Source organism: Phytomonospora endophytica (assembly GCF_014202425.1).
Taxonomy (GTDB): domain Bacteria; phylum Actinomycetota; class Actinomycetes; order Mycobacteriales; family Micromonosporaceae; genus Phytomonospora; species Phytomonospora endophytica.
On record NZ_JACHGT010000010.1, the window covers coordinates 223,487 to 239,467 of the forward strand.

The following is a 15,981-nucleotide window of genomic DNA, read 5'->3' on the forward strand; positions in this document are numbered from 1 at the left end:
CAGGTCAGGGCCTCGGTTCCCGTAGCGCGTACCCGACGCCCCGGACGGTGTGGATCAGGCGCGGCGAGCTGTCGTCGAGCTTGCGCCGCAGGTAGGAGATGTAGGTCTCGACGAGCGAGGTGTCGGTCTCGAAGCGCTGGTCCCACACGCCGAGGAGCAGCTCGGCGCGCGAAAGCACGCGATTGGGGTTTCCCATCAGGTAGCGCAGGAGCTGGAACTCGGTGCGGGACAGGTTCACCTCGCGCCCGCCCCGCCATACCTGGTGGGAGGCGTTGTCGAGGACGACGTCGGCGACGGTGAGCCGGTCACCGCCGGTTTCCCGCGTGGGCATGGTTCGGCGCAGCACCGCCTCGATCCGCAGCCGCAGCTCTTCGAGCCGGAAGGGCTTGGTCAGGTAGTCGTCCCCGCCGGCGAGGAAACCGTCGCGGAGGTCGTCGGGCGCGTCGCGGGCGGTCAGGAAGATGACCGGCGTGGTGTCGGCGACCGCGCGCAGACGGGCGGCGACGGCGAAGCCGTTCAGGTCGGGAATGTTCACGTCGAGCAGCATCAGGTCCGGGACGAGCTCGCGGACACGGGTCAGCGCCCGCGACCCGGTCTCGGCGAGGTGCACGTCGTAACCGGCGAAGGAGAGCGCGTCGAGGAGCATGTCGGCCAGGAGCCGCTCATCCTCGACCACGAGCAGCCGGGCGGGGCCGCCGTCGGCGCGGCGGGAGGGCGAGAGCGCCCCCGCCGGTGTCGTCGTTGCCATGTCCCTAAGCCTTCCCGGCCTTCATTGGCCTTGGCTGGGGCCTGGTTGGGAGTTCGGTGGGAACCGGCTCCGGATCCTTTGCGCGGCGGCGGACGGCTGCTTTCGTTGGGCGCCTGGCGGGCGGTGGTGTGCCGTGCGCCCCATGTCGGACTCCAATGAGGACAAACCCATGAGTGTGGCCGCACGCGGCATCAGGAACACGTTCAGGAACAAGGTCAGGGGCAGCGCCGTCGTGCTCGTGCTGGCCGTCGTCGTCGGCCTCACGCTGTCGATGCTCGTCGCCAACGAGGCCGTCGCGGCCAGGCTGGCCTCGGTGCGCGAGCAGTTGGACACCACGATCACCGCGATGCCGGCGTTCAGCGAGAACGCCGAGGAGATGAGCCTTCTCAACGCCGAGCAGCTCGAACAGGTCCGCGGGCTCGACCACGTCGCCACCGCGAACGGGACCGTCCAGGGCATGCTCGAACTGCCCAAGACCGAGGAGGAGAAGGCCGGCGGGCCGCGGATCGCGCTCGGCGCGCCGAACGGCGCCAAAGGCACCACGGACCTCGAATCGGCCGTCGACGGCACGAAGATGGGCGCCCCCGAGGGCATGAAGTTCCCCGTCCAGCTCGCCGGTACCGACGGCACGCTCAACGGCAGGGGCGAGGCCCTCGACATTCTCGACGGCACCGCGCTGGCCGCCGGCGACACGCGCGGCGCGGTGATCAGCGACCAGCTCGCCGAGAAGAACGGGCTGGCCGTCGGGGACACCTTCAAGGCCTTCGAGGAGACCTTCACCGTCGTCGGGATCGCCGCCGCCGGCGAGGAGTTCGACGGTGTCGGCGTCGTCATGCTCGCCGCGACCGTGATGGAGCTCGGTGACGTCGACGGCTACAACTCGATCGTCGCCGAGGCCGATGACGTGGACCACCTCGAAGCCGTCAGCGCCGCGATGGGCGAACTGTTCGGGGACACCGTCGAGATCACCTCGGAGTCGGAGTCGGCGCTGTCGGCGACGAAGGGCCTGGAGACCGTCGACCGGATCACCTGGCTCGGTTTTCTGATCTGCCTGCTGTGCGCGGCGGTGATCGTGTTCTTCACGCTGGCGCTGACCGTGCGCGAGCGGCGCAAGGAGGTCGGGGTCCTCAAGGCGATCGGCGGGACCACGCGCGGTGTGATCGCGCAGTTCGGGATCGAGGCCGTGACGCTCGTGCTCGTCGCGACGGTGCTGGGCCTGGGCGTGACGCTGATGACCAGCAATCTCATCGCCGACGTCCTGGTCAGCACGAACACGCCCGCGGCGGAGTCCGGCGCGGACGGCATGGTCGCCGGCGGCGGGCGGGTCGTGAAGATGGCCGGCCCGGGTGGTGAGGAGCCGAAGAGCGCCGCCGACCTCATCGGCGAGGTCACCGCGGGCCTCGGCGGCGACACCCTCGCGCTCGGGGTCTTGAGCGCGCTGGGCATCGCACTGCTGGGCAGTGTCGTGCCGGCCTGGTTGATAGCGCGGGTGCGTCCCGCCGAAGTTCTGCGAGGGGAGTAGGGGAATGCTGCAGGTCAAGGACGTCGTCAAACGCTTCAAGTCCGGCGGGGAGGAGATCGCCGCCGTCGACGGGGTGACCCTGGAGATCCCCGACGCGACCTTCGCCTCGATCGTCGGCAGCAGCGGGAGCGGCAAGAGCACGCTGCTGGCGCTGATGGGCGCGCTGGACGCGCCGACGAGCGGGACGATCCACGTCGGCGGGGTCGACGTCACCGCGCTTTCGCCGGGCAAGCAGGTCGCCTACCGGCGCAGCCGTATCGGTTTCGTGTTCCAGCAGTACAACCTGGTGCCGAACCTGACCGCGCTGGAGAACGTGATGCTCCCGCTGGAGTTCGACGGGGTGAAGGGCGCCGAACGCAAGGACCGGGCGCTGGCACTGCTGCGGCAGGTCGGGCTGTCGGGCGCGAAACTGGGCCGTCTGCCCGGGAAACTGTCCGGCGGTGAGCAGCAGCGCGTGTCGATCGCGCGGGCGCTGGCCAACGGGCCGGAGGTGATCCTCGCCGACGAACCGACCGGCAACCTCGACAGCCGTAACGGGAAACGGATCGTGACCCTGCTGCGCGACCTGGTGGTGGCGAAGAAGACGACCGTCGTGGTGGTGACGCACGACCGCGGGGTCGCCAACCGCGCCGACATCACCTTCTCCATGCGCGACGGCAAGATCGTGCACACCAAGAACCGGGGGGTCTAGACGCGCGGGGTCCGTGTCGGGATCCCCGCGCCCGCGTTCGCCGCCCGGGACCTCGCGGCCGGGCGGCGGACGCGCCACGCGGTCACCATCCCGTAACGATCGGCCGCAGGGTGTTGCCGCAGCTCACGGCACTGATCACACTGGCTCGAATGAGCACCGCCCCCTGGAGCCCCGAACTGGAACTCGACGTGCGCGACGACGGCTGCCGTCTCGCGCTGGTCGGCGTCGCCCACGGCAGCGGCCCGACCCTCCAGGAGGCGGGTAACGACCTCCTCGACAAGCTCTTCGGCATCTCGGTCGCCGTCCGCCGAAGTGCCGGACGGCGTCCTCCGGTTCGCGGCGTGCATCGGCCCGAGGTGTGGCTGTGGCTGTGGCGCACGGGGGACATGGCCTTGCGCGGCGGGGACCTTCGTGAGCACGTCTTCGGGCCGGAAGGGGCCCGGTAGGCAGTCCGCGCGGCACGATCGAACCGATCGGTACGACCCCCTCGCGGCTTAGATCGAACCGCTCGGTACCATCTCTGCGTGCCAGTCGCCAAAGGAACGTCCCTGGACCCCGCCCGTACTCGCGAGGGGATCCTCGCCGCCGCCACCGGCCTGCTCTACCGCCACGGACTCGACGGCGTCGGCGTCAGCGAGCTGTGCCGGGCCGTCGGCGCCTCGAAGGAGACCCTCTACCGCCACTTCGGCTCCAAGGACGGACTGATCGCCGCCGTCCTCGAAGAACGCAGCGCCCGCGTCACGCACTGGATCGCCGAGGCCGCCACGGCCGCCGGACCGCGACCCGCCGACCGCCTCGCCGCCGTCTTCGACGCGCTCGGCGAGTGGTACGCCGAACCGGACTTCCGCGGCTGCGCGATCGTCAACGCCGCCACCCAGCGGCACGCCGACCCGGCGCGCGCGATCGCCGCCACCCACCTCGGCCGCTACCTCACCATGCTCGGCGACATCGCCGCCGACGCCGAAGCCGCCGACCCCGGACTCCTCGCACGCCAGCTGCTGATGCTCCTGGAAGGCGCCACCGTCGTCGCCGACCACCACGACACGGCCACCGCCGCGGCCGACGCCAAGGCCGCCGCGCTGGCACTGCTGGCGACCGCCGCCCCCACCCGAAAGCAGGCCCCATGACCGACGTCCACGGCACCACCGCCCCCGGCTTCGAAGGCGTCGCCGACGCCTTCGCGGCGAACTTCACCGAACACGCCGAACCGGGCGCGTCCTTCGCCGCCTACCGCGACGGCGAACTCGTCGTCGACCTCTGGGGCGGCGTCGCCGACCGCGACACCGGCCGCCCCTGGACCGCCGACACCCTCCAGCTCGTCTTCTCCGGAGCCAAGGGCCCGGCGGCCGCCTGCTTCCTCCTGCTCGCCGAACGCGGGCGGATCGACCTCGACGCGCCGGTCGCCCGCTACTGGCCCGAGTTCGCCGCCGCCGGAAAGAGCGCGATCACGGTCCGGGAGGTCCTGTCCCACCAGGCCCGCCTGCCCGGAGTGGCCGCCGCGCACACCTACGCCGACTGGCTCGACCGCCCGGCCATGGCCGCGCTGCTGGCCGCCCAGGCGCCCGCCGACGACCCGCGCGCCGGCTTCATGTACCACGCGGTGACCTTCGGCTGGCTGACCGGCGAGATCCTCGCCCGGGTCGACGGCCGCGGCATCGGCGAGTTCTTCGCCGAGGAGTTCGCCGGCCCGCTCGGCCTCGACGCCTGGTTCGGCGTCCCCGCGGAACACCACGCGCGCGTGTCCCGGATGGTCGGCGCTCCCGGCGTCCTCGCCGATGTCGCCGCCGATGAACCGGACCCACTGAAAGTCCTCACCCGCAACATCCTCACCGGATCCGAGGGCCCGGGCATCTGGAACGACCCCGCCTTCCGAAGCGCCGAACAGGCCGCGGTCGGCCTGCACGCCACCGCCCGTGCGCTCGCCGGCTTCTACGCCTGCCTCGCGCGGGGCGGCGAACTCGACGGCGTCCGCGTGCTCGAAGAACAGACGATCGCCGAGGGACGTCGCGTGATCCGGCGCGGCATCGAGCCCATGTGGAACGGCCCGATCGTCTACGGGACCGGCTTCGAACTGCAGAACGAGTCCTTGCGCTTCGGTGCTCCCGAGGACGCCTACGGCCACGCCGGCTGGGGCGGCTCGCGCCACGCGGCCTGGCCCGGACCGAAGGTCGGCTACTCGTACTGCACGAACGAGATCCGCACCGCCGTACCCGACCGGCGACCCCTCGACCTGCTCGACGCGCTGCACAAGGCGGTCACCTCCGGGGCGTGAAACGACCTGCGGCCACAGGGCCGAAAGCGCCGTCCTCCGCTGTCGTGGCCCGGGCACACCGACAGCGGAGGCACCCGTCATGGCGATCACGTCGCTGCGCGAGTCCACACTGCGCAAACGCTTCGAGATGCTCGACGTCGACGGCAACGGCTATGGCCTCAAAGCCTTGCGGCGCAAGGAAGGCACCGGAGCGAAAGCGACCATGTCGGGGCCGTCTGCCACAATCTGCGGCCATGACCCGCGACCTCTACAGCGCCCGCGTCCTGGAACTCGACCCGCCCGCGCGCCGGGTGCGGCTCCGGGTCCTGCTCGTCCACTTCGAACGGTCGTGGGGCCGCGAGGACCTGCTCCCGCGCGATGCGGGCTTCTTCTTCAGGGCACTGTGGCAGGCCGCCGACGGCGTCGCGAAACGCCGTCGCGGCCCCCTCCAGGACGAGGTCGGGCTTGAGGAGTACCTCGACACCGAGTGGGTGGACGCCAACGCCGGGCGCTTCGTCGAACACGTCGAGATGCTCGACTCGCGCAACGTGCCCACCGGCGATGCCGAGATCGCCGCCCTCGCCGAGTTCCATTGCGACCACGCCGACGGCCTCGACGCGCACCTCCACGAGTGGGACGACCCCTGGGAGGCCGAACACCGCCTCGTCGCCGCCGACTACGACGTGCGCGTCACCGACCCGCGCTGGCTCGAACCCCTCCTGACCGGGCAGGGCTGGGCCACCAACGCCTTCCCGAGTCCGGCGGCCGAACGCCGCGGTGGCCCCGCGTCGGGCGCCGGTGAGGCCTATCTCGGCCTTGGCTGGGTCCGCGAACTCGACAGCGGCGACTTCGACGGCGCGATCCGGGCCTACGAGCGCGCGATCGAGACCGGCGACGCGCACGTCAAGGCCAAGGCCCACACCGCCGTCGAGCGTGTCAAGGCCAAACGTGAGGGCACACTCGCCGACGACTTCACCGCCGAGGTCGCCCTGGAGACCCGTGCGGCCCTCGAACTCTGCGTGCGACTGCACGGCGAAGGCCGCGCCGAGGAGGCCCGCGCTGCCTACCTCCTCGCGCACGCCGCCGGGGACCCGGTGATCCTCGCCGAGGCCCGCCGCCGTGCCGACATGTCCAGCCCGGCCGAGCACGCGCTCCGCCTCTTCGAAGGCGGCGACCGGGCCGCCGCCACCGCCGAACTCCGCCGGGCCTACGACCCGTCGAAGGCCGTCGCCGAGGTCGCCCTCGCCGTCTACGCCGGAGACTTCGAGGCGGCCGCCGCCGTCGGCTTCGGCGGCGACCTGGAACGGTGCCAGACCGGTAACGCGGCCGTCGACCTCGCCTTCCACTACGGCAGGCAGGGCGACAAGGCCACACTCGACGCCCTGCTCGCCCTCGTCATCGGCACCGGCAACGCCGTCGCCGCCTGGACCTACGCCGTCACCGGCGGCTCGGCCCACCCGCCCGCTCTGGCCACCGTGATCGGCAGGCGGCTGGCCCGGGCGGAGGCCGACGCGATGAACCCCGAGGGGATCCGGACGATCGCCGAAGCGGCCGCGCCGGCCTTCCCCGCGGTCGCCGCCGCCGCGTACCGCCTCCTCGGTGAGCACGAACTCCGGCACGGCGAAGACGATGCCGCCGTCGCCGGGGCCTGGATCCGCGGCGCCCACTGGAGCTGCGTGACCAGGCCGGGTGGAGCCCGCGCCGCCGCGGCCGAGATCGCCGAACTCGCCGAGCTGCTCGACGGGGTGGGCGAGACCGTGGCCGCCGAGGCCGCCCGCGCGCTGCTGACCGAGCTGGCGGTGACACCCGCGACCGGCGCGGTCGACCGCCACGCGGCCTTCCTCTACGGCCAGTGGTTCAGTTCGGCGGAGCGGGCCGACAAGGCCCTGCCACTGCTCACCGAAGTCGCGCGGGGGAGGGGCGCCAGTGCGGCGAAGGCGTGCGTGACCGTCGGGTTCCACGCCCATCACGCGGGCGACGACGACACCGCCCGCCGCTGGTGGGTGCGCGCGATCGGCATGGGGGACCCGGTGACCTCCCGGCAGGCGGTCAGCAACCTCGCGCTGGCCGCCAAGAAGAGGCGCGACCTGGACGAGGCCACGCGCTGGTTCGCGCCCCTGCTCGCCGAAGAGGACGACGGTGCCGCGCTGGCCGCCGCGCATCTCGGCGAGCTCTGCTACTGGCTGGAGGACCTGGAGAGCGCGGTCGGCTGGTACGGCCGGACGCTGGAGTTGAGCAACGATCCCGAGCTCGTCGGCGAGGCCGGTTTCCGCAGCGGCGAGATCCTCGCCGGGCGGGGGGAGCGGGCCGGCGCGCGGAACGTGCTGGCGCGGGCGGCCGCGTGCGGGAACGTGACCTTCTCGCCGCGGGCGAAGGCGCTGCTGGAGGCCCTCGACGCGGGATGAACCGGGCGGGGCCGGTAGGGAAAACTGGGTGGGGTGACCACCGACAGCGCCCGCCCGCGCCCGCCCGTGACGAGTCCGTCGATCATCGTGCTGACCTTGGCGCGCCGGGTCGAGACCGAGCTGAACGCCGCCCTGGCGCCGTTGGAGCTCACCGTCGCGCGCCTGGGGCTGCTCGGGCACGTCAAGGCGATGCCGGGGGCGTCGTTCAGCGAGCTGGCGCGGATGTCGGGGACGAGCGTGCAGAGCGTGCATTCGGCGGTGAAGTCGCTGGTCGCGGGCGGTCTCGTGCGTGATCACACGGCCCGTGCGGGCTCGGCGTCGGTGATCGAGCTGACCGAGGAGGGCGCGCGCCTGCTGGAGGAGGCCAAGCGCGCGGTGTCCACGGTGGACGAGCTGCTTTTCGGGCCGGAGGCCGATCCGATCCAGCGGAAGGTCGGTGCGGGGATCCTCGGCGCCTTCGGCTAGCACCCGATCCCGACCTTCAATCAGGTTGAAGCCATGACGTAAGCTTCAGGCAACCTGAAGGTCGGGAGTCGTCACCATGCAGAACGTCCTGCTGTCCCTGCACGTCCTCGCCGGAATCGTCTTCGTCGGCGGATCGGCCGTCGCCACCAGCCTCTTCCCGCGCTACGCGCCCGTCGTCGAACCCGCCGAAGGCTCACCCCGCAGCCTCGCCGTCGCCAAGGCCCTGCACCGCGTCACCGGCGGCTACGCCGTCGCCGGGATCAGCGTGCCGGTCATCGGGATCGCGCTGGCGACGATCCAGGGCCGGATGGGCGAAATCTGGATCACCGTAGCCATGGCCCTGACCGCCCTGGCCGGGCTCCTCCTCGCCACGCAGATCTACCCACGCCAGCGCGAGGCTCTCGCGGAACCCGGCGACGAGCGGCCCTTGAAGCGGCTGTCGATGCTCGCCGGCGCCTACAACCTCGTATGGGCCGCCGTCGTCGTGCTGATGATCGTCCGCCCCGGCTCCGGCTACAGCCCGGAGGCGTGATGTCGACGCCGGTCCTGCGGGTCGCGGCCGCACTTGAAGCGGTCACCTTGACGGTACTGCTGGTCAACCTCGCGACCGTGCACGCCGATACCGTCTCGCGGCTCTGCGGGCCGCTGCACGGGATGTCCTACGTTGCGGTCATCGCGGCGACGGCACTCGCCCCGGTCGCCCGCGAGCCGGGCGGCAAGGCGGCCAAGTGGCTGGCCTGGGTCCCCGGAATCGGCGGCATGCTCGCGCTGCGAAGGCTTCGTGTCGTACCCCGCGTTTAGTCTCCGCGACGTGACAACGATCTTGCTGCGGCCTGTCGAGCTCACCGACCTCGATGCCTTCTTCGCCTACGAATCCGAGCCGGAGGGGCGCCGCCGGGCCGTCTTTCCCGAGCGTGACCGCGAGACCTTCATGACGCACTGGAAGACCCGTATCCTCGCCGGCCCCGACGTGCGTGCGCGCACGGTACTGGTCGACGGCGAGGTCGCCGGGAACATCCTGTCCTGGTCCCAGGACGGGCGCCAGATGGTCGGGTACTGGTACGGGCAGCGCTTCTGGGGTCGCGGGATCGGCAGTCTGGCGCTGGCGGAGTACGTGAAGGAGATGCCGGACCGCCCGCTCTACGCCGACACGGTGGAGGGGAACATCGGCTCGATCCGGGTGCTGGAGCGCTGCGGCTTCGCGCGGATCGACAGTGACGAGGAGGGGATCGCGCTCTTCGTGCTCGGCGCCGAGTAGCCACCTTTTCTCAACGCCCGTCGCCACGCCGTGGCGACGGGCGTTTCGCGTGCTCCCGGGGCGGTTCGTGGCCGGGTGTTCACGCGCGCCGGGGGAGTGCTGCGAGACACACCCCCTCCCATCTTGCATGATCATGCACTGCTGTGCATATACTCTTATCGTGTCCAAGGTCCTTTCCTCACTCCCGGTCGGCGAGCGCGTCGGCATCGCCTTCTCCGGCGGTCTCGACACCTCCGTGGCCGTCGCGTGGATGCGCGAAAAAGGCGCGATCCCGTGCACCTACACCGCCGAAATCGGCCAGTACGACGAGCCCGACATCGCCTCGGTGCCCGGTCGTGCCACGACTTACGGCGCCGAGGTCGCGCGCCTGGTCGACTGCCGCGCCGCGCTCGTCGAAGAGGGCCTGGCGGCCCTCGCGTGCGGCGCCTTCCACATCCGCTCGGGCGGCCGTCCCTACTTCAACACCACGCCCCTCGGGCGCGCGGTGACCGGCACGCTGCTGGTCCGCGCGATGCTCGACGACGGCGTCCAGATCTGGGGCGACGGCTCGACCTTCAAGGGCAACGACATCGAGCGGTTCTACCGCTACGGCCTGCTGGCCAACCCGTCCCTGCGGATCTACAAGCCGTGGCTGGACGCCGGTTTCGTCAGCGAGCTCGGCGGCCGGACCGAGATGTCGGAGTGGCTGCTCTCGCACGGCCTGCCCTACCGCGACAGCGTCGAGAAGGCCTACTCCACCGACGCCAACATCTGGGGCGCCACGCACGAGGCCAAGCAACTGGAGCACCTCGACGTCGGCGTCGAACTGGTCGAGCCGATCATGGGCGTGCGCTTCTGGGACCCGTCGGTCGAGATCGTCGCCGAGGACGTCACGATCGGCTTCGAACAGGGCCGCCCCGTCACCGTCAACGGCGAGGAGTTCGCCTCCCCCGTCGACCTGGTGCTGGCGGTCAACGCCATCGGCGGCCGCCACGGGCTCGGCATGTCCGACCAGATCGAGAACCGCATCATCGAGGCCAAGAGCCGCGGCATCTACGAGGCGCCCGGTATGGCGCTCCTGCACGCCGCCTACGAGCGTCTCGTCAACGCGATCCACAACGAGGACACCGTCAGCAGCTACCACAACGAGGGCCGCCGCCTCGGGCGTCTGCTCTACGAGGGCCGCTGGCTCGACCCCCAGGCCCTGATGCTGCGCGAATCGCTGCAGCGCTGGGTCGGGACGGCCGTCACGGGCACGGTGACGCTGCGGCTGCGCCGGGGCGAGGACTACTCGGTCCTCGACACCTCCGGCCCGGCCTTCAGCTACCACCCCGACAAGCTGTCCATGGAGCGCACCGAGGACGCCGCCTTCGGCCCGGTCGACCGCATCGGCCAGCTGACCATGCGCAACCTCGACATCGCCGACTCCCGCGCCCGGCTGGAGCAGTACGCCGGGCTCGGCATGGTCGGCAGCCGTGAGCCGAAACTGATCGGTGCCGCGCAGGCCGCCGCCACCGGCCTCATCGGCGCGATGCCGGCGGGCGGGGCCGAGGCCATCGCCGCCGGCGCCACCGAGAGCTTCGTCGGCGACGAACTGCTCGACCTCGCCGCCATGGAGTCGGGCACCGACTGACCGGGAATCCGGTGGTCATGGCATCGCCCTGGGGGCAGGATGACGCCATGACCACCGACGCACCCCGGCCCGAGATCCGCCGCTCCCTGAGTTCCCACGCTCCGCTGCGCCGCAAGCCCCGCGTGGTGCTCGCCAGGCTCATGGAACGCCCCGAGGCCGACGCGCCCGTGTACGGGCCCGACAGCGCGATGGCCTTGCTGGAACGGCGCATCGCCGAACTCCTCGGCAAGGAGCGGGCGCTGTTCTTCCCGTCGGGAACGATGGCCCAGCAGGTCGCGCTGCGGATGCACGCCGAGATGCGTGGCCGCCGCGGCTTCGCCGCCCACCCCACGAACCACCTCGATCTGTGGGAGCAGCAGGGTTACGACGTCGTGCACGGCCTGCACTACGTCCGCGTCGGCGATGCCAACGAGCTGATGACCACCGAGGACCTCGCGGGAATCGGCGAGCCCGTCGCCGCCGTGCTCTGGGAGCTGCCGCAGCGTGAGATCGGCGGCCTCCTGCCCGAGTGGGACGAACTGCGCGAGCAGATCGCGACCGTCCGCTCGACCGGCGCCGCCACGCACCTCGACGGCGCCCGGCTGTGGGAGGCGCAGACCTTCTACGAGCGCCCCTTCGACGAGATCGCCGCCCTCTTCGACACCGTCTACGTATCCCTCTACAAGGGGCTCCAGGGGATTCGGGGCGCGGTCCTCGCCTCCGACGCCGCCACGATCGCCGAGGCCGAGGTGTGGCGCTGGCGCCTCGGCGGCCAGATCCCCGACGCCTGGCCGCTCGCGCTCGCCGCGCTCGACGGACTCGACAACGTCCTGCCCCGCATGGCCGCCTTCCGCGACCACGCCGTCGCCCTCGCCGCCGCGCTCAACGCCGACGGCATCGCCACGACCGTCCCGCTGGTGCCTCAGACGCCGATGTTCCACGTGCACCTGCCGGTCGGCCGACGTGCGGCGAGCGAGGCGAGCAGGGTGCTCCTCGAAGAGACCGGGACGCACCTGTTCGGCGGCACCGGCTCGACACCGTTGCCCGGTCGCTGCGCCTTCGAGGTGAGCGTCGGTGAGAACGCCATGGAGTTCGAGCCGGAGGAGCTGGCGGGGCTGGTGCGGGAGCTGGTGGAACGGGCCAAGGCGGCCTGAACCGATCTCCCAAGGCCGGGAAATCGCGCAATGTGTTCGGTAAATGCATCGACGTGCACCATTCCGTGAATGCGATTCCCGTCGATGGATGACCCGCCGGAAGCTGTCGTGCACTTTACCCTCGCGGGCTTCTTCGTCCGGTAGTGTGCTGACACACGTAACCGGGGGACGGTGCCACATGGACGACATCGGTGATGTCCGTCGGGCGATCGAACACGCGGTCGAATCCTTACCCGACAGGCTGCTCGACGCCTCGCGCGATCGAATCGAAGAGGTCCGTTCGCGAATGCTCGCGATATTCGGCCAGAGCGTCAATCAGCACGGTGAATCGGCCGTCGGCCGCCTCGACAGGGCGATCACGCATCTCGACGAGGCCGGTTCGGCCTTCGCGCTCGTCCGCGAATGCCGGGACGGCTACCTGTCGAGGCTGTGATGGACGAGCTGGGGAAGGCCGTCCGGGGCCTGCGCGCGGCCGTCGCCGACCTTCCCACCGAGGAGCTGCGCCACGCCCGCGAGACGGCCGAGAACGGCGCCGCCGCCGTCCATCGCGTGACCGTCACCAGCGGCAGCGACGAACCCCGCCACATGGTCGGAGCCATCGGTCAGGCCTGCGAGGCCATCGACCGGGCCCTGCGCGAGCTCGACGGCGCGGCACGCGACGTGAACGCCTACGCCGTCCAGGTCGGCGGCTCCGGGGACTTCGCACCCGGCGGGACCGCCGGAATCCTTCCGGGCCAGGCGATCGCGCCCGCGTTGCGCCCGGGGGCGCCGACCGGCCGAGCGGCTCCCGCCGAATGGATCGAGCGGCTTCCCGTGTGGGAGAAACGGCGCCACGCGAGAATGCGCACCCGCGGTCTGAGAATCGTCGACGGCTTCGCCGTGTCGGACCTGTGCAGTGGTGGCGACGAGTACACCGACAAAGTCGATCACCATTGGAAATCCGTTCGTCGCCCGGGAGAGCCGCCGGTACTCACGGTCTCCAAGGACATAGAACTGAAATACGCGATGCGCATGCGTGATTCCGGGCTCACGGATGAGATCATCGTGATCAACAAACCGGATGGACCCTGCGCGGAGGAATACGGATGCGACAGTCTCCTCTCCCGTTTCCTTCCGCCGGGTTCGAGCTTGACGGTCTGCTGGCCCAATGGCGAAAGCCGCACCTACAAGGCTACGGAGGCGGTATGACGCGGGGTATCGGTCGTTTCCGTCCGAGGGAAGGCGATGCGGCGTGACCTCCCTGAAGGCCTACTTCCGTCCCGGGCATCGCGACGAGCCGGCCGTCGCCTCCACGGATGCCGAGCTGGACGCACTCCTCGACGAACTCATGCGCGAGGGCTTCGACCGCTCGATCGCCGTGCTGTCCGTCGCCGAGCCCGGCGACGGCGGTTACCGGGCCCTGCACGTCGCCGTCGACCCCGAAGGGGACGTCGGTGCCTTGATCTACATCGACAGCACGGACGCCTGGTACAGCAAGGGCACGACGAGCGAGCGCGAAGAGCTCTTCTACTGCTACTACGGCGAGGATCGCGACTTCCCGCGCGATGCCGAGCTCACCCTGGCGACCGTCCGGGCCGCGGCGGCCGAGTTCCTGCACACCGGGCTGCGCCCGACCCTCGCCGACTGGCAACCCTGGTAGGCGCCCCGGCCGCACTCGGCGACCGGGGCGGGCGACGTCAGCACACGTCCGGCTTGACCCAGGTGCACTCGACGTCCCGCGAGACGGTGTCCTCGGGGACGAGCGTGTCGGTCGCGGCCTTCGCCGCCGGCGCCGAGGCGGTGTGGTTCGCCAGCGCGATGGCGATCTTGTCCTCGATGTCCTTCACCGAGGAGGCGAGATAGTCGTTGGTGACGACACTGAACACCAGCGCCCGGCCGTCGGCGTCGGTGACGTAGCCCGACAGGCCGGACACGCCCGTCAGGGAACCGGTCTTGGCGTGCACGTTGTTCTTCGCGGCCGGGCTGGCGCACATGCGCGTCCGCAGGGTCCCTCCGACGAGGCGGTCGGCGTTGCAGGCGACCGGTAGCGAGGTGTACCAGTCGGCGAACCACGGCTCGTCACGGACACCCACGAGGAGCTTGGCGATCTCCTGCGCCGGGATGTCGTTGCGGCGGGATAGTCCGGAGCCGTCGGCCTGGCGCAGCGCCGAGACCTTCATGCCCCGCGTGGCGACGTAGGCGCGGATCGCGGCGATCCCCGCACTCCAGGTGCCCGCGCCGGAGACCGCGCGGCCGACGGCCTTGGTGAGGGCCTCGGCGTGCATGTTGTTCGACAGCTTCATGAAGGGAATGAGCAGCTCCGACAGCGTCATCGACTCGTGCGCGGCCAGTCGCCGGGCGCCTTCGGGTGTGGCGCTCCCGAGCTTCGTGGCGCCGAGGACACGGACGCCGTGGCTCTTCAGCGCGCGGCGGAAGACGTCGGCGGCGTAGCCGGTCGGCTCCCACACCGAGATCCAGTCCTTCGTGGCCGAGGCGCCGACGGGGATCTGGCCGGAGATCACGATCCTGTTCGAGCCGTGCTCGCGGGAGATGCCGAGCGTGTCGGTCTGTCCTGAGGGGACGGTCTTGCCCTTGTTGACGATCGTGACGTAGCCGTTGTCGGGCTCGATGGTGTAGACGGGCGCGTCACCGGGCTTCGCGCCGGGCGTGGCGGTGACGATGACGGTCCCGGCGTCGTAGTCGGTGTCCGGGGCGACCGTCAAGGCCGAGATCTGGGCGGCGTAGTAGGCGCTCTCGTCATCGGCGGCCCAGTCGCTGCCGTTGCGCTGGGCGTCGAAGGCGGTGTCGTCGGCGACGAGGCCACCGGTCACGGTCTTGACGCCCGAGGCGGCCACGGCGGCGGCGAGCGCGTCGTAGTCGGCGGCCAGGGTGGTGGGGTCGCCGGTGCCGCGCAGGTAGAGGTCGCCGAGGAGGGCCGAACCGTACTGCTTGGCCGAGGTCGCGACGTCGGTGACGAAGCGGTGGTCGGGGCCGAGGTGGTGCATGGCCGCGGCCGAGGTCAGCAGTTTGGTGTTCGAGGCGGGAATGCCGCGGGTGTGCCCATTGTGGTCGTAGAGGACGTCGCCGGTGGTCGCGTCGGCGACGACGACGCCGATCTGCGAACCGTCGAGGCGGGCGTCGGTGAGAATGGCGTCGATGGTCTCGGCGAGGTGGGCGTCGGCGCCGTCTTGGGCGATGGCCGATCCGGAGATGGTCAGCGTGGCGGCGAGGACGACCGCTCCGGCCAGGCAGGCGACGTTTCTTTTCTTCATGCGCTGATGCTGGCAGGAAGATTTTCTGCGAACAAGGGCTTCGCGGGCAGGACTCGCGGACGGTTCACCGTTGACGGGAGGGGCCGGATCGCCGCTCGCGGGCCAGATTCCGGGCGAGCGGGCCCCGGCGGAAGCCGTGGGCGCGGAAGCGGCGCAGGTCGGCGGCGTTGTCGTACATGAGCTGGACGTGGAAGTAGTTGATCTGCTCCAGCCATGCGAAGAGCGCGAACGCCAGGCCGGGCAGGGATCCGCGGCCCGGTGCCGACACCGCGGCCCACAGGGTGAAGCCCGTGCTGGCGGTAAGCAGGACGGGGTTGGCGACCCGCGCGACGGCGAAGGCGCGGGCGGCGGGAAGTCCGGTGCGACCGGTCGCGAGCCTTCGGCCCTTGGCCGTCCAGTAGGCGGCACCCTGGACCAGGAGCAGCGCCACGAGCGCGAACCCGGTGAGGTTGGCGGCCGTGGCGGGGAAGCCGGCCACGGTGAACCACACCCATGCCTGTAGCGGGATGTTGAGCAGTTCCAGGGCCGCCAACGAACGCAGGCGGCGGAGGAGGTGGTCGGGGCGGGCCATCCGGCAACTATCGCCGAAAGGTCCCGGCGCGCGCGCGTCGCCCGGGGAATCTCGGGCCTTTCACTGTCGGAGTC

General features: G+C 71.1%; 18 protein-coding genes. 15 read left to right on the forward strand and 3 right to left on the reverse strand.

The features are described from left to right. Positions 1-4 precede the first annotated feature (4 nt). The gene (locus HNR73_RS23405) at positions 5-748 is read right to left on the reverse strand and encodes a response regulator transcription factor (protein WP_184789738.1); all 744 of its coding nucleotides are present in this window, start codon (positions 746-748) and stop codon (positions 5-7) included. Between the two features lie 169 nt (positions 749-917). Here HNR73_RS23405 and HNR73_RS23410 point away from each other — a divergent pair, with 169 nt between their 5' ends. The 15 genes from HNR73_RS23410 to HNR73_RS23480 all read left to right on the forward strand — a co-directional run bounded on the left by HNR73_RS23410 (position 918) and on the right by HNR73_RS23480 (position 13,724). Beyond that, on the forward strand, positions 918-2,270 hold the full coding sequence (locus tag HNR73_RS23410; protein WP_184789739.1) for an ABC transporter permease: 1,353 nt from the start codon (positions 918-920) through the stop codon (positions 2,268-2,270). Positions 2,271-2,274: 4 nt separating this feature from the next. Then, positions 2,275-2,961: an ABC transporter ATP-binding protein gene (locus HNR73_RS23415; RefSeq protein WP_184789740.1), complete on the forward strand. Its 687-nt coding sequence runs from the start codon at positions 2,275-2,277 to the stop codon at positions 2,959-2,961. A gap of 149 nt (positions 2,962-3,110) precedes the next feature. Then, positions 3,111-3,407, forward strand: a complete 297-nt coding sequence (locus tag HNR73_RS23420) for a hypothetical protein (protein WP_184789741.1) — start codon at positions 3,111-3,113, stop codon at positions 3,405-3,407. Positions 3,408-3,485: 78 nt separating this feature from the next. Further along, positions 3,486-4,088, forward strand: a complete 603-nt coding sequence (locus HNR73_RS23425) for a TetR/AcrR family transcriptional regulator (RefSeq protein ID WP_184789742.1) — start codon at positions 3,486-3,488, stop codon at positions 4,086-4,088. Then, positions 4,085-5,233 carry a serine hydrolase domain-containing protein gene (locus HNR73_RS23430; protein WP_184789743.1) on the forward strand — a complete coding sequence of 383 codons (1,149 nt, stop codon included), beginning with the start codon at positions 4,085-4,087 and terminating at the stop codon, positions 5,231-5,233. Before HNR73_RS23425 ends, HNR73_RS23430 begins: the two co-directional genes overlap by 4 nt. A 233-nt stretch (positions 5,234-5,466) precedes the next feature. Next, positions 5,467-7,617, forward strand: coding sequence for a hypothetical protein (locus HNR73_RS23435; RefSeq protein ID WP_184789744.1), 2,151 nt, complete (start codon positions 5,467-5,469; stop codon positions 7,615-7,617). 33 nt (positions 7,618-7,650) lie between these two features. Next, positions 7,651-8,082 (forward strand): MarR family winged helix-turn-helix transcriptional regulator, encoded by a 432-nt coding sequence (locus HNR73_RS23440; protein ID WP_184789745.1) that lies wholly within the window; start codon positions 7,651-7,653, stop codon positions 8,080-8,082. A 76-nt stretch (positions 8,083-8,158) separates the two neighbouring features. Next, positions 8,159-8,614: a hypothetical protein gene (locus HNR73_RS23445; protein WP_184789746.1), complete on the forward strand. Its 456-nt coding sequence runs from the start codon at positions 8,159-8,161 to the stop codon at positions 8,612-8,614. Beyond that, entirely contained in the window at positions 8,614-8,883 is a 270-nt protein-coding gene (locus HNR73_RS23450; RefSeq protein ID WP_184789747.1) for a DUF3817 domain-containing protein, read from the forward strand. Before HNR73_RS23445 ends, HNR73_RS23450 begins: the two co-directional genes overlap by 1 nt. A gap of 10 nt (positions 8,884-8,893) precedes the next feature. Beyond that, positions 8,894-9,340 carry a GNAT family N-acetyltransferase gene (locus HNR73_RS23455; RefSeq protein WP_184789748.1) on the forward strand — a complete coding sequence of 149 codons (447 nt, stop codon included), beginning with the start codon at positions 8,894-8,896 and terminating at the stop codon, positions 9,338-9,340. Between the two features lie 160 nt (positions 9,341-9,500). Then, positions 9,501-10,952: an argininosuccinate synthase gene (argG, locus tag HNR73_RS23460; RefSeq protein WP_184789749.1), complete on the forward strand. Its 1,452-nt coding sequence runs from the start codon at positions 9,501-9,503 to the stop codon at positions 10,950-10,952. A gap of 47 nt (positions 10,953-10,999) precedes the next feature. Further along, positions 11,000-12,085, forward strand: a complete 1,086-nt coding sequence (locus HNR73_RS23465; RefSeq protein WP_184789750.1) for a threonine aldolase family protein — start codon at positions 11,000-11,002, stop codon at positions 12,083-12,085. A 178-nt stretch (positions 12,086-12,263) separates the two neighbouring features. After that, the gene (locus HNR73_RS23470; protein WP_184789751.1) at positions 12,264-12,518 is read left to right on the forward strand and encodes a hypothetical protein; all 255 of its coding nucleotides are present in this window, start codon (positions 12,264-12,266) and stop codon (positions 12,516-12,518) included. Next, positions 12,518-13,273: a DddA-like double-stranded DNA deaminase toxin gene (locus HNR73_RS23475; RefSeq protein WP_184789752.1), complete on the forward strand. Its 756-nt coding sequence runs from the start codon at positions 12,518-12,520 to the stop codon at positions 13,271-13,273. Before HNR73_RS23470 ends, HNR73_RS23475 begins: the two co-directional genes overlap by 1 nt. A gap of 43 nt (positions 13,274-13,316) precedes the next feature. Further along, positions 13,317-13,724, forward strand: coding sequence for an Imm1 family immunity protein (locus HNR73_RS23480; RefSeq protein WP_184789753.1), 408 nt, complete (start codon positions 13,317-13,319; stop codon positions 13,722-13,724). Positions 13,725-13,761: 37 nt separating this feature from the next. Here the strand turns inward: HNR73_RS23480 and dacB are convergent, their stop codons facing one another. Beyond that, positions 13,762-15,336 (reverse strand): D-alanyl-D-alanine carboxypeptidase/D-alanyl-D-alanine endopeptidase, encoded by a 1,575-nt coding sequence (gene dacB, locus HNR73_RS23485; RefSeq protein WP_184789754.1) that lies wholly within the window; start codon positions 15,334-15,336, stop codon positions 13,762-13,764. A gap of 64 nt (positions 15,337-15,400) precedes the next feature. Beyond that, entirely contained in the window at positions 15,401-15,907 is a 507-nt protein-coding gene (locus HNR73_RS23490; RefSeq protein WP_184789755.1) for a hypothetical protein, read from the reverse strand. Between the last annotated feature and the right edge of the window lie 74 nt (positions 15,908-15,981).

Excerpts from the sequence above, each read along its gene's own strand:
- HNR73_RS23405 (WP_184789738.1), bottom strand. The coding sequence starts at position 748 with ATGGCAACGACGACACCGGCGGGGGCGCTCTCGCCCTCCCGCCGCGCC.
- HNR73_RS23410 (WP_184789739.1), top strand. The coding sequence starts at position 918 with ATGAGTGTGGCCGCACGCGGCATCAGGAACACGTTCAGGAACAAGGTC.
- HNR73_RS23415 (WP_184789740.1), top strand. The coding sequence starts at position 2,275 with ATGCTGCAGGTCAAGGACGTCGTCAAACGCTTCAAGTCCGGCGGGGAG.
- HNR73_RS23420 (WP_184789741.1), top strand. The coding sequence starts at position 3,111 with ATGAGCACCGCCCCCTGGAGCCCCGAACTGGAACTCGACGTGCGCGAC.
- HNR73_RS23430 (WP_184789743.1), top strand. The coding sequence starts at position 4,085 with ATGACCGACGTCCACGGCACCACCGCCCCCGGCTTCGAAGGCGTCGCC.
- HNR73_RS23435 (WP_184789744.1), top strand. The coding sequence starts at position 5,467 with ATGACCCGCGACCTCTACAGCGCCCGCGTCCTGGAACTCGACCCGCCC.
- HNR73_RS23445 (WP_184789746.1), top strand. The coding sequence starts at position 8,159 with ATGCAGAACGTCCTGCTGTCCCTGCACGTCCTCGCCGGAATCGTCTTC.
- HNR73_RS23450 (WP_184789747.1), top strand. The coding sequence starts at position 8,614 with ATGTCGACGCCGGTCCTGCGGGTCGCGGCCGCACTTGAAGCGGTCACC.
- HNR73_RS23465 (WP_184789750.1), top strand. The coding sequence starts at position 11,000 with ATGACCACCGACGCACCCCGGCCCGAGATCCGCCGCTCCCTGAGTTCC.
- HNR73_RS23470 (WP_184789751.1), top strand. The coding sequence starts at position 12,264 with ATGGACGACATCGGTGATGTCCGTCGGGCGATCGAACACGCGGTCGAA.
- HNR73_RS23475 (WP_184789752.1), top strand. The coding sequence starts at position 12,518 with ATGGACGAGCTGGGGAAGGCCGTCCGGGGCCTGCGCGCGGCCGTCGCC.
- dacB (WP_184789754.1), bottom strand. The coding sequence starts at position 15,336 with ATGAAGAAAAGAAACGTCGCCTGCCTGGCCGGAGCGGTCGTCCTCGCC.
- HNR73_RS23490 (WP_184789755.1), bottom strand. The coding sequence starts at position 15,907 with ATGGCCCGCCCCGACCACCTCCTCCGCCGCCTGCGTTCGTTGGCGGCC.